Raw genomic sequence first — 17,191 nt, forward strand, 5'->3', positions numbered from 1 at the left:
TCTTCTCGTTGGTCAGATAGACCTGATAGGTCCGAATGTCCTCGCGCCCGAGCACGTCCGGCGACTTGCCGAAGTGGCGGGCGAATAGCGACACCTGTTGCAGATAGGAGAGCTGGGTGTTGAGCGCGAAGTTGCGCACCTGCATGTCCTCGCTCATGCGTTGCCGAAGTTGGGTCATGACAAGCTCCTTTGTCCGATGGAATGGGCTGCAAGCAGCCACCCCATGCTCGCGCAGTTGGAGCTCCTATTGAACGCCCGACCGGCACGACAGAGGACGCCATCAAGACCGCGCCGTCGGCGTACACCCCCTTGCCGCTCCGCCGCGGCGGAGCGGGTTAGTCCAACCTAGGCTATGCCGATCCTGCTACCGCTACGTTACGGAAAGCATTGGTAAAAACTTGCTCACTCGGCATAGTTCGACGGTCGGCATAAACCTGCAAACTCAACGGTGTCGAGCCGCTCGGCTATCTCACCGACGTCCTCACCAGGATCGTCAACGGCCATCCAAACAGCCAGATCGACGATCTCCTGCCGTGGGCCTACATCCGCGCTCCCGAACTCAGCGCAGTGGCCTGAGAACATCGCTTACGGTCGAACGCCCACGTCGCCGATTGCTCGGACTCGGCCGGCAGGATCGTCGTGGCCTTTCCGAGCGGCGCGCGATTGCGGATCGACGGGACGGTCGATCCCACAGCACTGCGCATCGTCCTGGCGGAGTTGACCAGATGATCACGGTGGTGCCGACCGATCGGATTTACCTGCGCTGCGGCGCGACCGATATGCGCCGCGGGATCAACAGCCTGGCGCGGATGGTGCAGCAGGTGCTCGCGCTCAATCCGCACACTGGCGCGATCTTCTGCTTCCGTGGACGCAAGGGTCATAAGCGGCTCACCGATGAGTTGTTTTGCCTAGCCAACCACGAAGGATCAGGTCGCCCTGTCGCTCACCAATCAAAATTCCACCCTCGAGCTCCGTCTCGATTAGATATTTCGGTAGGAGGGGGCGCCGAGAAACGCCGCAGCAGCCGAGATGGTCATGTAAAACTGGTCGAAATGTGAAATGTCGTAAAGCGATCCTGATCGATCTCACGGCCGGCAAATGGGCATCGGCTTCAAAGGTCGCCCCAAGGGGCGCGCAGCCCACTCCGATCTTGCTTAAGCAGCATAGATTCGATTGAGGCTGACTCCGTCCGTCTCAATTGAAGTGCCGCTCCAGCGCATCGGCCAGTTCGAACATATCGACAGTGGTACCGAAGGTCGCAACATCGAAAATGGGGGCGCCGAGATCCGTATTGACCGCAATGATGACAGGCACATGCTTCATCCCGAACAAATGCTGGGTCGCGCCTGAGATCCCGACCGCCAGATAGAGCTGGCAGTTCGAGGCGAGTTTTCCGGACTGCCCGACCTGATGCGCCTTTGGGAGCCAGCCGCTGTCCACAATGGGTCGCGAACAGCCCAAAACAGCTCCGATCCTCTCGGCCAGAGCCTCAAATCGCTGCACATTGTCCTTGTTCTGGATACCGCGTCCGACGGAAAGGATGAATTCGGCCTTTGTTATGTCTATGCCCGAGGATGTCGGCTCCTGATACTCGATGTGGGACGAGGCGCCTTTGATCGCCCCCAGAAGCAACGATATGGGTGACACCGGCGCCGAACCACCCTGTTCCGCAGGCGCAAAGGTTGCACCGCGCAAGGTTAGCACAACAACGTCCTTCCCAGGGAAATCTAGCTCCATCGCCACCTTGTTACGGTATGCGGAACGCGTGGCGATTAATTCGCCTTCGACGTCGAGACCGAAAACGTCGCTGGCGAGGCCTGCGCCGAGCCGTGCGGCAACACCTGCGGCGAAGGCTGTGCCGTTCGCGGTATGCGCAATCAGAATGAGGAAAGGTTTGTCCTGGCTTGCCGCGGCCATTACCGCCTGCTCGTAGACAAGCGGGTCGAAATGATCCGATGCCGTTTGCACCGTCTGGATTTCGTCGACACCGGCGAGTGCCACACCTTTTGACAGTGGGTTGACACTGGCCCCAATCACCAGTACCCGCAATGGGCCGCCGATCCGGCTTTTGACCGTCACCGCCGCGCCTATCAATTCGGCGGTAACGTCGCAGAGTTGGCCGTTATGCTGTTCAGCAACCACAAGAATCCCAGGCACGACCTACCCCATTCTTTCGTGAATTATAGCGGCAATCTTCTCGGCCACTTGCTCGGCGGTCCCCTCCAGCATCGCCGCGCGCTGTCGAACCGGTACGTACATCCGACGAACGCGATAACCACCAACGCCGTCGATGGCGCTCGATCCATCGACGACTTCAAGCGGTTTGTTCCTGGCTTGCTTGATCATCTTCATCGTCGCATATCGTGGCAAGTCGGTTCCCGTCTGGATCGCCAAGACGGCCGGCGTGGGCATCGTCAGGATTTCCTTGATGCCCCCTTCAAGCTCTCGCGTCACGGTTAGTGCACCGCGATCATCCCACCGAACGGATTCCACGACCACGGCGCGTGGCAGGCCCAGAATCGCCGCCAGGGCAGTGCTGGTGGAACCATGGGCATTATCGGCGCTCTGCGTTCCGCAAAAGATCAGATCGGGGTCCTCGGCCTTGGCTATTCCGGCGATGGCGCGTGCAATGACCAATGGGTCCGCATTAGACAGCCCATCGCTCCAGATCCGCACGGCCCGATCGGCACCCTTGGCCAGAACTTTGCGAAGCGATTGTTCGGCCTCTTCCGGGCCGACACAGACAGCCACCACTTCACCACCGCCATTTGCCTCTGTCAGCAGCAGTGCCTGTTCCAGCGCAGAATCGTCCCATTCGTTGAGTTCGTACTGGACATAATCGCTGACGACGTCCCGTCCGTCGGCGGTGAACCGTATCTCGTCGCCAAGCTTGGCTACGTTCTTCACCGTCACAAGGATACGGATGCCTGTCTTTTCCGGAGCTGCATAAGCCTCGAAAACCGCTGGCTGCAGGGGGGAGGGGTTGTCCCAGTTCGTACTTGCGATCGGCACCTCGATACTTGGCGTGCTCGCCTTGGCCGGCGGGACAGTGGCCGGTTCGGGCGCCGGGTGAGCCGGCATTTGTTGCTTTTGTAGGGCCGTATCTTCGTCGGACTGCGGGAGCGTTCGGTCTGGCAGAGGGATGACCGCCGAGGCGTCCGTCACAGCCGGAGGCGCGAACCGGCCTAGCATCTCTTCAAGTCTCGCACTCACCACATCGGCTATGCGCGATGCGATGGCGTCAGTCAGTCGATCCACGATCGGAGGCAGGTTCTCTGGCGTCAAAGTTCCTAGCTTGACCGCCTCGGCCACGAGCTCGGCAATGTCCATCACGACGAAATCACGTTCATGACCGCTGGTCTTTCGTGCGTCTTCGAACATGGTCAAATCCTTTGGGCAACAGGTCACAAATACATCGATGTCCCCAAGCGCTGCTGCCTCGTGGATCCTGTTTTCGGATGGCTTTTCTTTACCAGGGGGATCGGGCATCCAGATCCTGCCGCCTCCGGCTCCGCAGCAGAACGAATTCTCTCGATTGCGTGGCATCTCGACCACTTCGCAACCGATTGCCCTCAAAACTTCGCGCGGGGCATCATATCCCCCGTTGAGTCGCCCTAGATGGCAGGGGTCGTGGAAAGTCACTCGCTTGTTCAGCGGGTTGGAAACCTTAAGCTGGCCAGAGCTCAGCATGTCGGCCAAAACGGAAGTGTAGTGCTCGATCAGCGGCGTTTCGCCGAATTCCGGATATTCGTTGCGGATGGTATTGTAGCTGTGCGGGTCGGTTGTAATGATCCTTTCGAACGGCTGCGCGCACCCTATTGCGGCCAGATTTCCATCCACGAGCGTTTCGAAAAGCCCTTCCTCGCCAACCCGGCGCACGTCGTTACCCGCATTGCGTTCGCCTTCGTGCAACAGGGCAAAATCCTTGCCCGCAGCTTTGAGCAGCGTGGCGAAGGCTCGGCTGACTCGCTGGTTCCTCGGATCGAAAGAGGCATAGTCGCCTACGAACCAAAGTAGGTCCGCCCGTTCCTTGCGGATGTCTTTCACGGCAAAGCCGAGTTCGCGAGTCCAAGCTGCGCGGTTGCGGGCATTTTCGCCGAAGCTGTTTCCGGTGTTGGCAATGGCGTCGAGCGCCGTCTGAAGCATCGGCTCCATCTCGCCCTGTTCAACCAGATGTCTGCGCATCTGCACGATGATTGTCGGGTGTTCGATCCCGACCGGGCAGACCTCTTGGCACGCGCCACAGGTTCGGCACGACCACAATGTCTCGGGCGCGATGATGTCCCCGATCAGATCGACGCCTTCCTCGCTGCGCCCCCGAACCTTGTCATTGTACGTCCTCAGGTCGAGGATTAAATCTCGCGGGCTGAGTGGATAACCGGCATTGGTCGCAGGACAGACCTCGTGGCAGCGGCCGCACTTTGTGCAGGCGTCAAAATTCAGCATGTCCTTCCACGAGAAATCGGACATGCAGGCAACACCACTTTCGTCCTTGCCCTCAGGTTCCCGAGGCAGGCGCGAAAGCGGCCGGTCGTCGCGCATTGCGAGAGAGCCGATTACTGCAATTATGTGCTTGGCCTTGTACCAGGGAATTGCGGCAGTAAAGGCTAGGGCAAGCACCCCATGCATCCACCAGTTCGCACCGCGAATGGCCGCGGCTGTCCCCTCGCTCATCCCCAAGCCGCTGAACGACTTTGCCAGGACCAAACCGACGGGCGACCAGATCGCCCATTCGGGCTTGTCCACCATCAGGCCGACGGCCTCCTGCAAAAAGCCCGACAACTCGATTAGCAAGAGGACGATCAGAAAGCTCCAATCCTCGAGCTTCCACATCTTGGCCACGGGGCGCAGTTCGGTTTCGCCCTTGTAGGAGCGCAGATAGCTAAGTCTCGGAAGCCTGAACGCTGCCCGGCGCCAAATCATCATGACGATGCCGGCGGTGAGCGCCAAATGGCCTAGATCGAGGATCAGGCTGAATAGAAGGTAGAAATCCCCCTTCCAAAAACGTATTCTGAAAAGTGGATAGATGATGTCGTATTCGAGCGTGATGGTTGCGGTGCCTGCCGCGGCAATCAAGAACCCGAAGAAGATACCCATATGGGCATAGCCAGCGTATCGGTCGCGCTTCTTCAGTGTGCGGTGGGTCAGGAGATCGGTCAGCAGGCGCTGAATGCGCGAGCCCAACGAAGGAATCTTGCCCGGTGAGCGACCGCGATAGTACTTAACCAGGTGACGCAAAATCCCGTATAGAAAAACCGCGATAGCGCCATACCCAATGACGTAAAACAGCACAATGGCATTGGGCGTCAATGACCAGAAAAGTTCACGGGTTTCCATGCGACCTCGATATTGATCGGCCGTGGCCAATCAGTGTTCCAGCTACGATTTGAGGCTTTTCGCTTGATCGTCGGGCAAGGTCCGTAGCGAGTCCCATCTCTTGATCCTCTGACTGGCTTGCGGCCAGGTTGCCTCTGCAACCCGCGTCATGAGAGCTTCGACGAGCGAAAACGCCGCAATATAGCTATCGAATACCGTTCCACTATCGATATTCAGCGCAAGAATGTCAGACGCATATTTGGAGATAGGCGACATCCAACTATCGGTAATCAGCACGATTTTCAGCCCGCAATGTTTCGATGCCCTTTCAGCAAATTCCTCAAGAGAGCGCTGATATCTGCGAAAATCAACAAGAACCAAAATGTCTCGTTGCCGCATACGCAGGATATACTCGGGCCACCAATCAGGTTCGGACGAAACTTGGTTCACGCCGGGACGGATTTGTTTTAGATGCCGCGACAGGAATTGCGCGACCAGATCGCTCATGCGGCCGCCCAACAGGAAGATTTCGGATTTGGGGTCCGATAGCAGCGATCCCACCCTTTCAAACTGCGCGACTGTGATCGACTTGGCGGATTCCTTAAGCAGTTCCGCGGACTTAGCGGTGAATTTGTCGAAAAAGTCTTCCGCCAAAGGACTTGTAGCGGTGTGAAGATCAAGGGGGGACTTATGCCCCTCCCTCAGTTCCTTGATGAGTTGCTGCTGAAAATCCTGAAACCCCTGATAGCCCAGCTTGCTGACAAACCGCGAGATAGAAGGAGCCGAGACGTTTGACGATGTCGCAATGGTCTGAATTGGCTCAAGACCGGCAAACGGGTAGTTTGACAGGATCAGCGCAGACAGGCGGCGCTCAGTCGCGGTGAGCGACTCTGAGGCTCTCCTGATTTGTTCCCGTACTGTTCCGACGGAAGCTGGGCTGTCACTCATGCTTTACCTTCTCGGGCGGGGTGCGGCCATGTTGCAAATATGTTGTCAAAAGCTGGCATAGTATGTTGCACTGAAAGCTATTTATCAAGCCCGAATTTGTCCCTTCTCGTTTCGACCCTGGCCTGGTCGCGCAACGGGAGGAGGCTTACGTTGCCTCGGCGAATGACCGATGTCGGACCAGCCAAGTCACTTAACCCTGCCTGTCGCGCTGTGGCCTCATCGCCGGAAGTCCGCTCATCAGGAACGGCAGTTCCAACGCTTGCGACTATTCACCAGCCCGTGAAATCAGAGATGTCGTCGTCACCGACCAGTCCCATGTGGGCGTCCTTGATAGCCTGGGCGATGGTTTCGGCGGCGAACTTCGCCTGGCTTTCCGTTAGGATGAGAGGAGGCGTCAATTCCAGCACGTTTGAATGCATACCGACGCTGTAGAGAACCGCCCCTAGTTGCCAGGCGCGGAACACGGTCTTACGCGCAAGGTCTGGATTGGGCTCGCTGGTTCCGTCTTTGACCAACTCCACTCCAATAGCCAGGCCGCGTCCCCGTACATCGCCTACGCATTCCGTGCTGGAGGTGGCGCGCATGATCTCCTCAATCAAGACGCGACCCACGGTATCGGCATTCCCTGCCAAGCCGTCCGCCTCGATGGTCGAAAGAACGGCAAGTGCGGCCGAGGCGCAGATCGGGTTCCCATGCAGGGTTTGCATGGAATACGCTCGGGCGTGATCCATGATCCGGGAGGGGCCGGCAACGGCCGATATCGGCAGCCCGCCGCCTAAGCCCTTGCCAAGCACAAGAATGTCCGGCGTGAAGTCCTCATGTTCGAAACAATTCAGGCGACCAGGCCGACCGAGGCCGACCTTGACCTCGTCACACACCGTCAAGATTCCGTATCTCCGGCAGAGGTCGGAGAGTCGCGATAGAAACCCTGGCGGCGGTACGATCATTCCGCCGTCTGATTGTATGGGCTCCATGAAGAAACATCCGACCTCTTCCCCTGTGCCTTCGGCCTGAAGCAGATGCTCGATGTGAGCGAGAAGGGCGCCACCTCCTGGATCGTCGCCAAATGGGCGGTACGGATCGGGATATGGAACCAGAATTAGTCCGCGATGTTTTTCCACGCCTTCTTGCGCAAAATGCCCGGAGATGGACATCGAGCCCAAGGTGCCGCCGTGATAGGCGCCCGAGAATGCCATGATCCGAGGGCGCCTCGTTGCTTCCGGCACGGCGCGGGCGACCATCTCATTCGCGTCGCTGCCTGAGTGTCCAAGCCAGACGCGGCGATCGTCGGAACCGGGTACCAGATCGAGAAGTTTTTCGGCCAGTTCGACAGCGGGTGCGTTGGTGGACGAAAGGATCGATGCGCCAGCCTGCGACGCCATCGCCTCCGCAACTGCCAGATTTAGTGCCGGGTGCGCATATCCAAGACTTGCCGCCCCCCACGCAGCGGACAGGTCAAGCAACTGCCGACCGCCTTCCTCGACCAGCATGCACCCAGCGCCGGCTGTTACCGAAAGGGGAAAAAAGCGCAGTTTCTGTAATGCAGACAGAGCCTGACGGTCCCGCTCCTGAAGTGTGCGTCCGTCCATTAACGGTCCTTTCCCAATTCGCCGCTATCCGTGCGGGGGGACTGAATGCGGAGTCCTGCTCCTGGAAGTCGCAGAGGCTCGGTACGGGGAGGGGCTGCCTCCCGCGAGGTCACGGTCGCGCCAGGCGCGAAGGATACTCACGCCTTAACGGCACCCAGGCCGGGCGAGGGGATCAGGCCGTTTGGCCGCAGTAGCAGCAGAAGCACGACAATTCCTAGGCCGATCGGGTCACGGAACTCCTGCATGTCAGGCGGAAGAAATGCAGCGAGGTAGATTTCGATAAAGCCGAGCATAAAGCCGCCTGCCACCGCGCCGCGCAAGCTGCCCAGGCCACCGAGGATGGCGGCGATGAAAGCCTTGAGAACCGGAGTGAAGCCCATCAGAGGATCAACCGAAGCTCGCTGCGAAACCCAGAGAACCGCAGCCACGCCGGCGAGAAGACCCGACAGGGCGAAAGCTCCGGCGATGACGGTATTGGCGCGGATGCCCATCAGCCTTGCTACGGCGAAGTCCTCCGCGGCGGCGCGCATGGCGATACCGTGCTTCTGGTATTTCATGAACCAGTCCAGGAAGCCCAGCATGACGACCGTAGCAACTATGGCGACGATCTTGTTGTTGCCAATGACAAAGCCCGCCACGGTAACGCTCTCCGAAAGGAAATTCGGCAGAAGAACGGGCTGGGAGCGCGAGGAAATCAGATTCTGAAACAACACCTGCAGGACCGTCGCGACCGCGAAGGAGGTGATGAGCATGGTGGCGCCGGAAGCATTGCGCACAGACCTGAATGCCACGCGCTCCATAAGGACTGCGAGGACAGTCGAGGTCAAAATTGCCAAAGCCACTGATAGTGCGAACGGAACCCCGTGCAAACCGCAATACATCAGCACGTAACCGGCGGACGTCATCAGTTCGCCATGGGCGAAATTTATCAGCTTCATGATTGAGAAGACCACCGCCAGCCCGAGCGCCAGAAGCGCATAGGTTCCTCCCAGGGCAATTGCGTTGAGGGTTTGCTGCACGAAGAAATCCATACTAATTTCCCCCCAAATAAGCATCCTGAAGAAACGTCGTCGATTTCAGCTCCGAAGCATTACCTTGGAAGACGATGCGACCGCTGGCCATTACATAGCCTCTGTCGGCAACTTCCAGGCACATTGCGACATTCTGTTCCACTATGGCCATTGTGACCTCATGTTCGCGCAACCTTACGATGAGCTCGAAGATTTGTTCGACGATTTTTGGAGCCAGACCCAACGAGGGCTCGTCAAGAAGCAAGAGCCTTGGTCCGCTCATCAAAGCGCGACCGACGGCCAGCATTTGCTGTTGCCCTCCCGAGAGGGTCCCGGAGAGCTGGTTACGTCGCTCATACAGGATCGGAAACAGTTCGAAGACCCGTTCCCAGGCCTCGGCCACCTTCTGTTTGCTGACAACGCTATATGCTCCCATCCGGAGATTGTCAGCGACACTGAGTGTGGGAAATATTCGACGCCCTTCGGGCGACAGGGTCAGGCCAGCGGACACCAGCGTTTCGGGCTTGCCATTCGTGATTTCATGCCCATCGAAAACGACTTTTCCGGAAGCGAGCGCGACCAACCCGACAAGGGCATTAAGTGTGGACGACTTGCCGGCTCCGTTGGCCCCGAGAAAAGCTACGATTTCCCCCGCCCGGATCTCAAAATCGATCCCGCGCACCGCCTCCACGGCGCCGTACCGCACCTTCAGAGACGTTGCTGTCAGGAGCGCACTGGCCACTTGGATCTCCTCCTGGCGGATTGGTCTCATTTGCCACTCCTTCCCAAATAGGCTTCGATCACGGCCGGATTGCTCTTGATCGTGGTCGGCGTTCCCTCGGCAATCACACGGCCCTCATTGAGCACCACGATACGGTCGCAGAGTTCGTTGATGAGCTTGAGGTCATGATCGACCAGCAGCACGCCGATCCCCAGATCAGTGGTGAGACGACGCAGAGTTGCCATCAAGTTGTCGGTCTCTTCCCGGTTCATTCCCGCAGCAGGCTCGTCAAGAAAGAGAATAGAGGGCTGGCACGCCAAAGCCCTTGCGATTTCCACACGTCGTTGATCGCCGTAAGAGAGGGTTTGGGCAACCTTGTCTGCAAATCCGACGATGCTCATACGGGTTAGCGCGGCTTCGACACGCGCGCGGGCGTTGTTTCCACAGTGCGTCGCAAGCGCTGCAACCTCCACGTTTTGGTACACGGTCAGATTTGAAAACAAACGGATATTCTGAAAGGTTCGGGCGATACCCTTTTCGGCGATCCTATGAGCTGGAACATCGTTCAGCGAACTGCCCCCCAGCGTGAACTTGCCATCTGTCGCAGTCAGTACGCCGGACAATATATTTAGAAGCGTCGTTTTTCCCGACCCGTTGGGACCGATGAGGCCGACAATTTCGCCGGGCCTGAGCGACAAGGATACGCTATTTACAGCCATAAGCCCGCCGAACCGCTTCATTATGCCGGCGGCCTCGAGTACTCCGACCGTTGCCACTCCATTCGTTATTGCAAGCTCTCCGGCTTTCCGGTCGATATTCGTTCGGCCGGGGAACAAGCGTTCTTCCCATTCTTTCAGACCGGTCAGCCCGTCGGCCTTTCTCGACATGGCAAACAGGATGATGAGAGCGATACCGATCTGCGTCGCGCCGAAGAACTGGGGAAAGTGCATACCGGCGAAGTCGAATCCGCCTTCAAGCCTGCGGAGAATCTCCGTCACCAATGTGATCATCACGGCGCCGCTGACAGCGCCGGTAACGGTCGTCATTCCGCCCAAGATCAACATTGCCAGAAGCTGGAATGTGTCGACGAAGAAGAAAGTCTTGGGGCTAAACGCGCCTAGAAAGTGCGCCAGCAGAGCTCCCGATAGAGCCATGAAGGCGGCGCTCACAACCCAGGCTACCAGCCTTTCCCGGGGGACATCCACACCTGCGGCGCGGGCCGCAATACTGTCCTCGCGGCTTGCCCGCAGGCGTAGGCCATAGACTGAATCGCGATAGAAACGTGCAACGACCAATGCGATGGCGCACCCAACGGCGGCCACAAGAAGCGATGTTTCCCGCTGAACGCCGATGAAGGTTCCGGACCCGCGAGTGACGTCGCGCCAACCGATCAGGATTCCATGCACGATTATGAGTAGGCCCAACGTGGAGATAGTCGCGACCGCTCCCTCCATACTACGCAACGTCAGCCCCACGAGAAGGGCGACCAGCATGGTAAGCAGCACCGCTATCACCGTGGCGGGGATAAGGCCCATTTCAGTCGACGACAACCAAGCGGGCAAGTTGGGGAGGGTGGCTATCTTCGTCGGTATCGGCAGCGTCAGAATTGATGACGCGTAGGCACCAATCGCCATGAAGGACAGGTGCCCAAAACTGAGGATACCGCTGTTCCCGCAATAGACGCCCATGCCCGCGACAGCGATCAGCGAGACGAAGAAGACCGTCAGCACCCGCTCGCTGGAGGCGCCCAGCAGGACCGCGGCCAGCGACGCCAGGACAATCAAGCCGACCCAGACGACGGAGGCAAGGACAACATGGCGCCGCGATTGAGTAGACATAACACCCCTGCGCTATTTTTCTTATGATTCTGTCATTTTATTTTTAATGTCAATCCATTGCGCTGGATGTGATCATTTTTTTTCAATTCATCTGCAGCTTGAAACCGAGTCCAGGCCGCGTACACGGCTCCGGGAATTGGACAAGTCAGCAGCGGCACTGTCGAGGGCGGAAATATCAAGGCGACGCTTGAAGTTCCGCAACAACTTCGCTGGTTGTGACCTGACGGCAGTATCCTTTGATCGTGCGCAATGAGTTATCGTGGCGTTCCTGCGTATAGGTCAGGCATGCGTCCGTAATTTGCGTGACCAGATAGCCGAGGTCACAAGCATCGCGGATGGCGCTTTCCACGCACTGATCGGTAATTAGCCCGCAAACCCCTAACTGCTTGACGCCGAGATTCCGAAGGATGTAGTCGATATGGGTGGAGATGAAGACCGAAGAAGAGGATTTTGGCAACACGATCTCGTCGCCTTCCGGGGCGATTTCGTCGATCACCTTTCCGTCCCAAGAACCCTTGGGCACGTGGAAGCCGGTGATCTTGTAGTCGAGCGATCTGTCCCTCCCGTCAAGCGTCAGACTTTCGATCGTCGTGTACATCACTTCGATGCGAGCCTTGCGGAAAGCGGCCTGTAGTAATTGCATGTTCGGTATGACACGGGTGTCGAGTTCGTTGAAGTACCAGCCATATCTGGTTTCGAACTCCACCTCTGAAAGGCCTGCGAACTCCGAGCCCTTCCGATGGGCGCTGAAGTTCTGCACGTCCACAAACAACAGTGCCGACTCATCAGGGATTAGTGGCAGGTTGCGGGTCAGAGTCATTTCGGGCCTCCGTTTAAGAAATCCTCGATAGCTGCACCAACAATACCGGCCCAGCGTTCCTGACCTTCCACCGTCCGGATATGATCATTGCGGATCTCGATAAGGCTGTGACGAATGCCCCGCGCCTCGCCGTGGCGAGGAACGAACCAATCGCCAGCGTCGCTGATCTGGTAGGGCTCGTTCATTCCCACAACGATGCCGGGAAATCGGCGCAAAACGGATTCTCTCAGATGTATCGGGGTCTCTGCATCGAGGCGAAACAGAAAGCCGATATCCCAGGGGCGTGCCACATTGTTCATTCGCGGTGTGAAGCTGTGGACCGATATCGCCACGGTATGGCGACCGCTGTCCAGACGGCGGTCGATCTCTGCATGGAATGGTTCGAAAATCTGCGCCGTTCGCACAAAGCGATCGGTAAGCGCGATCTCCTGGTTGCCTGGTATGGTCTTGCCGTCGCTAACCGAAGGAATCGCGTCGGGTGCCTCGGGCGGCCTGTTGCAGTCAATGACCAGGCGGCTATAGGACTGGAGAACGGCAACTGCATCAAGTCGCAGAGCCAGAAGGCGAACAACAGCTGCCGCCCCGATGTCCCAGCCGATATGATCATCGAGCGCCTCGCGCGTAATGCCGAGGTCTCCAAGAGCGGCTGGGATTGCCTGCCCGGCGTGCTCACAGACGAGAAGCACGGGACTTGAACCGTCAGGATTGACGATGTCGCACGGCGCAGGATCACCCGGCCCCAATAAGCTAAGGGCATCGGCAGCTTGCTTCATGCTTGTATCCACGTGCGGGTGACCGGAAAGACGGCGCCCCGAGAAAGTTGAAAAAGGCTTCGGCCGTGACCGATAATCTCGTTCTCGCCAACGGGCCGTAGGTTGGTGCGCGCAAACCCTGCAAGGAAGAGCATCATCCTCATCCCGTTATCCATTCTTTTAGACAAACAAGCATCTCCCGCGGAGCAAGTGCGGGGCAAGCATCAAGGCTTCCCTTCGGGGATCAGTGAGGACGAACCCATCTTGTCCACGTCGACAGAACGAAATTATTATTTCATTGTCAATCATCCATTTTTAATTGACAGAAAATTTTCATCTCTGCATTGTCTCGGGACGGGAGATGGAGAGAGCTATGCGAGATCGAAATCGAGCAGCAGATGTGCCCGCCACGGCACGGTCTCTACGACGTATCGTGCGCAATTCTGGCCACCGCAAATCACTAACCGCGGTTGGCCATCCGTTCGCCGCGGGTGCGCCCGGGAAGATCCTCGCCTGCAGGTTTCCGACGCGGCGATTCCATAACGCGTCGTTCGAACCAGAGCATCGGTCTTCCATCGGGCGGTGCCAGCTATGGAAAAGCGGCATCCACAGACCTTGCGCCGCGACGAGGATTTCCCAAGGATCCGTAACGGACCTTAGATGTGCGCCAGCCAGCTTCAAGAAAGGACAACAATGATCTCTAACCCGCTCATCTTCGCAGCCACGTCTGACATCGCCGGCAGGACCCGAGGAAAGGCGTTTCCGGTTTCGGACCTTGACAAGCGTCTCAAGCGCGGCGTCGGTTGGACACCTACGAATGTAATGATCACATGTTTTGATGCGATCGCCCCAAGCCCTTTCGGCTCGCTCGGCGACTTACTTCTGATTCCCGACCGAGATGCGGGCGTCGAGGTCGACTTTTCAGACGGCGGCCCTGTCGAGCGGTTTATGCTAGGCGAAATCACCGATCTCGAGGGGCGCCCCTGGGAATGCTGCACCCGCACGATCCTCAAGGCGGCACTTGAACGCCTTCAAGCGTCTGCCGGCATCCACCTCGTAAGCGCGTTCGAGCACGAGTTCCAGTTTCGCGATCGCGGTGAGGTCATGGCCGATGGCTTCTCTCTGCGCGGCTTCACCCGAAGGCGTCAGTTCGGAGAGACCTTGATGTCAGCTCTCGCTAGTGCAGGACTGACGCCCGATACCTTCATGAAGGAATACGGACCCAACCAGTATGAAGTTACCAACGGCCCAGCTCAGGGTCACCGCTCTGCGGATCAGGCATTGATACTGAGGGAATTGACCCGGATGACGGCGGTACGCCACGGCGAACAGGTAACTTTCTCCCCCATACTGGATCCGGCCAGCGTCGGTAACGGAGTTCATATCCATATGAGCTTCGTTGACGAGTCCGGCGCGCCCACAACCTACGACGAGCAGGGCCCTTGCGGAATGTCCAGGATAACCGCGTCGTTCACGGCCGGCTTGCTCAAGTACCTCGATTCTATCGTAGCGCTGACGGCGCCCTCCGACATCTCCTATCTGCGCTTGACGCCGCACCGCTGGAGTGCTGCCTACAACAACCTCGGTTTCCGGGATCGCGAAGCTTCGGTCCGGATATGCCCCGTGACTTCTGCAGACCCCGATAAGGTCGCGCGGCAGTACAACTTCGAATACCGCGCCGCGGATGCGGCCGCTTCGCCCCACCTAGCCCTGGCGGCCATCGTCCATGCCGGGGCTCAGGGCATAGAAGAGGGGCTGCCGGCCCCCCAGCCGACGCAGGAGGACCTATCCTCCCTTTCGGAGGTCGACCTTGCCGCCCGGGGCTATAAAAGGCTGCCCCAATCGCTTGAAGAAGCGTTGCAGCGCTTCGAGCAGAATGAGGTCGTGACTGGATGGTTTCCCGAAAGCTTTGTTCCGGTGTACACCGCTCACAAGCGTGCCGAAATTGCGCACTTGGGCGATCGCGACACCAGTGCGCGCTGCGCCGCGTATGCCGACGTGTATTGACCGCGAACCAAACACGGCTGCAAGAAGGAAGTCCAAGGCCTGTACCCGTCCGCTGGCTCCGTTGAAAACCTCCGGAGCCAGCGGATCGAACTTGGAAGGGTGTATTCGTTTGCGACGGCATCGGGAGTGGGCGCAACCGCAGCCACTTGCCACAGTCAGCCATTACCGCCCCGCACATCGCCCGTTGGCGCGGTCCCCTACAAGCCGATTGCCGATCCGTCTGAGCCGCCAAAATGGATCGGCTGGCCGAGGATACGGCGCACGGTTCCGGCTGCATGATGAGCTTGTTCAAGCTCAAACGACGCAGCTGGGCCGGGGGATGCCCGGCCACGATCTCCGCCCTGTGCTGCAGGCGTTTTTGATGATCTCTATAATCGCCATGGGCGCGTCTGCCGCCGCAGCCGATCCGGAGCCGGACGAGCGGTCCCGCAAACCTGGCAATCGCTTGTCGCGATATCGGTCAATACATTTGCGAACCGTTCGCTGGCAAACATCAACGGCTTTGGCAATGTCCCCGGCGGGTCTGCCGCTCTCGACCCTGCCTTACAATCCGCCCACGACCGTGTGGCGTCGGACGGGCATGCACGTCATCCGGCCCTGGAAGGATCACTGAAGCTTTACAACCTCTGCTTCCGACCAGGATCTCACAGACAAGGCTGCTGAAAGCCCATACCTGGCTCCAATAGCTTACCCACATCCACCCAAAGAATGCAGTCGAGATCCGCACCGTTCAGTTAGGCGTCGACTGCAGCATGTCACGCGGATTCACTCTGACGCGTTCGCTCTTGGGGTCAAAGAAGCGATAGCTCTCTTTGACTTTCACCGTTCTCGGTCCGCTTTCCGACTCTACCTGCAGTTCCGTTCCAGCTTTGGCGAACTCGATTGCTATCCACGCTCGTCCCAGATTTCGCTTCAGTACCGGACTAACCCAGCCGTTGGTGGTCGCGCCGACTGTCTTGCCATTGTGAGCTAGTTGCAGACCGCCAGTGATCGCATGCTCCGTTTCGTCGGCTTCGATTCCCACCAGTTTGGTCTGGAGCCCAGTTTCCTTGCGACGCAGCATTTCATCACGACCGTGGAAGAACCCCTTGTCGAATGCCACTGACCAGCCAAGTCCATATTCCAGTGGCGAGCCACCGGCGTAAAAATCCGATCCAAACAGGAAACCTTTGTCCACCGCAATCGGGAATGCCGCCATGAGTCCGAAAGGCCCGCCCCCATATTCGGCGCAATATCGGGTGAACTTCTCCCACATTCCAAAAGCATATTCGGGGCCGAAATGCACTTCGTAACCCAGCTCGCCGGAAAAACCCACCCGGGCAATCGTGACCGGAACGCCTTCAAAATCAAGCTGCGTCAATCGGTTGTGCTCAAGGTCCGCTATGTCGACCGCCTTCTGAAGGACATTGATGGACTTTGGTCCTTGTATGGACAGGAACGTATTGGACAACTCGGTAACCCAGACCTTTTTTCCCTCTGACTTTTCGGCAAACCATTTGCGAGACGCCTCTCGCGTAATGCCGCCATGAATAATAAACCGATCTTCCTTCATCCAGAAAACGATCACATCGTCGATGAGCCTCGCCTGGTCATCAAGAATGCTCGAATATAATGTGCCGCCAGGCTTGATCTTGCCTAGGTCGTTGACGATTATTCTCTGAATAAAGTCGAATGCTTCCGGACCGCACACTCCGAAGCAGCTTTGGAAATGGTATTCTGCAAATCCGACACTCTTTCGGATCATCAGGTATTCGGCATCTGGAGATGTAATATGCGATGCCACGCCCCAGCCGCCGAAATCGATAATTGGCGCATTAAGTTTTTCATAGATCGAATGATACGGTGTTCTCATTTCCATATATTTTCTCCGGCTCTTGAAGCTGTGTGGCTGGGCTCAAAAAAGATTGTCGCTCGACCCTGGTATTCCTCGGTAGTGCCGTGATGCCGGAATTAGATCTTTGGGCCCGCGAACCGCCCTCGATCGGCGTCTCCTGGTCAGGTCTCCGCTATCGCCCAGCAGACGCCCCATATCACAAGCATGCCGTTCTGAAAAAAAATTGTCAACCGCCTCAATAGTCGGCTAGACAGAAAATATATTCCAGCGTAGTTTCTTGGTCGAGCCCGTTCGTGGATGGCTGTTGAAGGGAACTGATACCAAGCAATTTGAGGATCAAGGGGATGGGGCCGGGC

13 protein-coding genes and 2 pseudogenes are annotated in these 17,191 nt (G+C 57.9%); 3 read left to right on the forward strand and 12 right to left on the reverse strand.

The window, feature by feature from the left end:
- On the reverse strand, nt 1-178 hold a 178-nt coding region (locus D3227_RS37670), incomplete at its 3' end, for a phage integrase N-terminal SAM-like domain-containing protein (RefSeq protein ID WP_167481045.1).
- A 254-nt stretch (nt 179-432) separates the two neighbouring features.
- Between D3227_RS37670 and D3227_RS37675 the strand changes: the two are divergent.
- Nucleotides 433-576 (forward strand): annotated as a pseudogene (locus D3227_RS37675) (transposase domain-containing protein); the annotation flags it as partial.
- 149 nt (nt 577-725) lie between these two features.
- On the forward strand, nt 726-1,058 hold the full coding sequence (tnpB, locus tag D3227_RS37685) for an IS66 family insertion sequence element accessory protein TnpB (RefSeq protein ID WP_208646563.1): 333 nt from the start codon (nt 726-728) through the stop codon (nt 1,056-1,058).
- Between the two features lie 136 nt (nt 1,059-1,194).
- Here tnpB and D3227_RS37690 read toward each other — a convergent pair whose 3' ends face one another.
- From D3227_RS37690 to D3227_RS37730, 9 genes are all read right to left on the reverse strand, one after another.
- Nucleotides 1,195-2,157, reverse strand: coding sequence for an electron transfer flavoprotein subunit alpha/FixB family protein (locus D3227_RS37690; protein ID WP_120019147.1), 963 nt, complete (start codon nt 2,155-2,157; stop codon nt 1,195-1,197).
- A 3-nt stretch (nt 2,158-2,160) separates the two neighbouring features.
- Nucleotides 2,161-5,367: a heterodisulfide reductase-related iron-sulfur binding cluster gene (locus D3227_RS37695; protein ID WP_245452114.1), complete on the reverse strand. Its 3,207-nt coding sequence runs from the start codon at nt 5,365-5,367 to the stop codon at nt 2,161-2,163.
- A gap of 12 nt (nt 5,368-5,379) precedes the next feature.
- A complete protein-coding gene (locus D3227_RS37700; RefSeq protein WP_120019149.1) occupies nt 5,380-6,264 on the reverse strand; it encodes a MurR/RpiR family transcriptional regulator in 885 nt (294 codons plus the stop codon).
- 269 nt (nt 6,265-6,533) lie between these two features.
- Nucleotides 6,534-7,853, reverse strand: a complete 1,320-nt coding sequence (locus D3227_RS37705) for an aspartate aminotransferase family protein (RefSeq protein ID WP_120019150.1) — start codon at nt 7,851-7,853, stop codon at nt 6,534-6,536.
- A gap of 137 nt (nt 7,854-7,990) precedes the next feature.
- A complete protein-coding gene (locus D3227_RS37710) occupies nt 7,991-8,884 on the reverse strand; it encodes a branched-chain amino acid ABC transporter permease (RefSeq protein ID WP_095090619.1) in 894 nt (297 codons plus the stop codon).
- A 1-nt stretch (nt 8,885) separates the two neighbouring features.
- On the reverse strand, nt 8,886-9,635 hold the full coding sequence (locus D3227_RS37715; RefSeq protein WP_120019151.1) for an ABC transporter ATP-binding protein: 750 nt from the start codon (nt 9,633-9,635) through the stop codon (nt 8,886-8,888).
- Nucleotides 9,632-11,422, reverse strand: a complete 1,791-nt coding sequence (locus D3227_RS37720) for a branched-chain amino acid ABC transporter ATP-binding protein/permease (RefSeq protein WP_120019152.1) — start codon at nt 11,420-11,422, stop codon at nt 9,632-9,634. The genes D3227_RS37715 and D3227_RS37720 overlap by 4 nt, the downstream gene beginning before the upstream one ends.
- A 175-nt stretch (nt 11,423-11,597) precedes the next feature.
- Nucleotides 11,598-12,242, reverse strand: a complete 645-nt coding sequence (locus D3227_RS37725; protein WP_120019153.1) for a cysteine hydrolase family protein — start codon at nt 12,240-12,242, stop codon at nt 11,598-11,600.
- Entirely contained in the window at nt 12,239-13,015 is a 777-nt protein-coding gene (locus tag D3227_RS37730; RefSeq protein ID WP_120019154.1) for an N-formylglutamate amidohydrolase, read from the reverse strand. The genes D3227_RS37725 and D3227_RS37730 overlap by 4 nt, the downstream gene beginning before the upstream one ends.
- A gap of 672 nt (nt 13,016-13,687) precedes the next feature.
- Here D3227_RS37730 and D3227_RS37735 point away from each other — a divergent pair.
- Nucleotides 13,688-15,001 (forward strand): type I glutamate--ammonia ligase, encoded by a 1,314-nt coding sequence (locus D3227_RS37735; protein WP_120019158.1) that lies wholly within the window; start codon nt 13,688-13,690, stop codon nt 14,999-15,001.
- Nucleotides 15,002-15,295: 294 nt separating this feature from the next.
- On the opposite strand, the pseudogene D3227_RS44590 reads toward D3227_RS37735, so the two are convergent.
- Both D3227_RS44590 and D3227_RS37745 read right to left on the reverse strand, forming a co-directional pair.
- Nucleotides 15,296-15,520: pseudogene (locus tag D3227_RS44590) on the reverse strand (hypothetical protein); the annotation flags it as partial.
- Nucleotides 15,521-15,731: 211 nt separating this feature from the next.
- Nucleotides 15,732-16,859, reverse strand: coding sequence for an aminomethyl transferase family protein (locus tag D3227_RS37745; RefSeq protein WP_120019156.1), 1,128 nt, complete (start codon nt 16,857-16,859; stop codon nt 15,732-15,734).
- Nucleotides 16,860-17,191: the final 332 nt, after the last annotated feature.

Source organism: Mesorhizobium waimense (assembly GCF_003601975.1).
In the GTDB taxonomy this organism is placed as follows: domain Bacteria; phylum Pseudomonadota; class Alphaproteobacteria; order Rhizobiales; family Rhizobiaceae; genus Mesorhizobium; species Mesorhizobium waimense.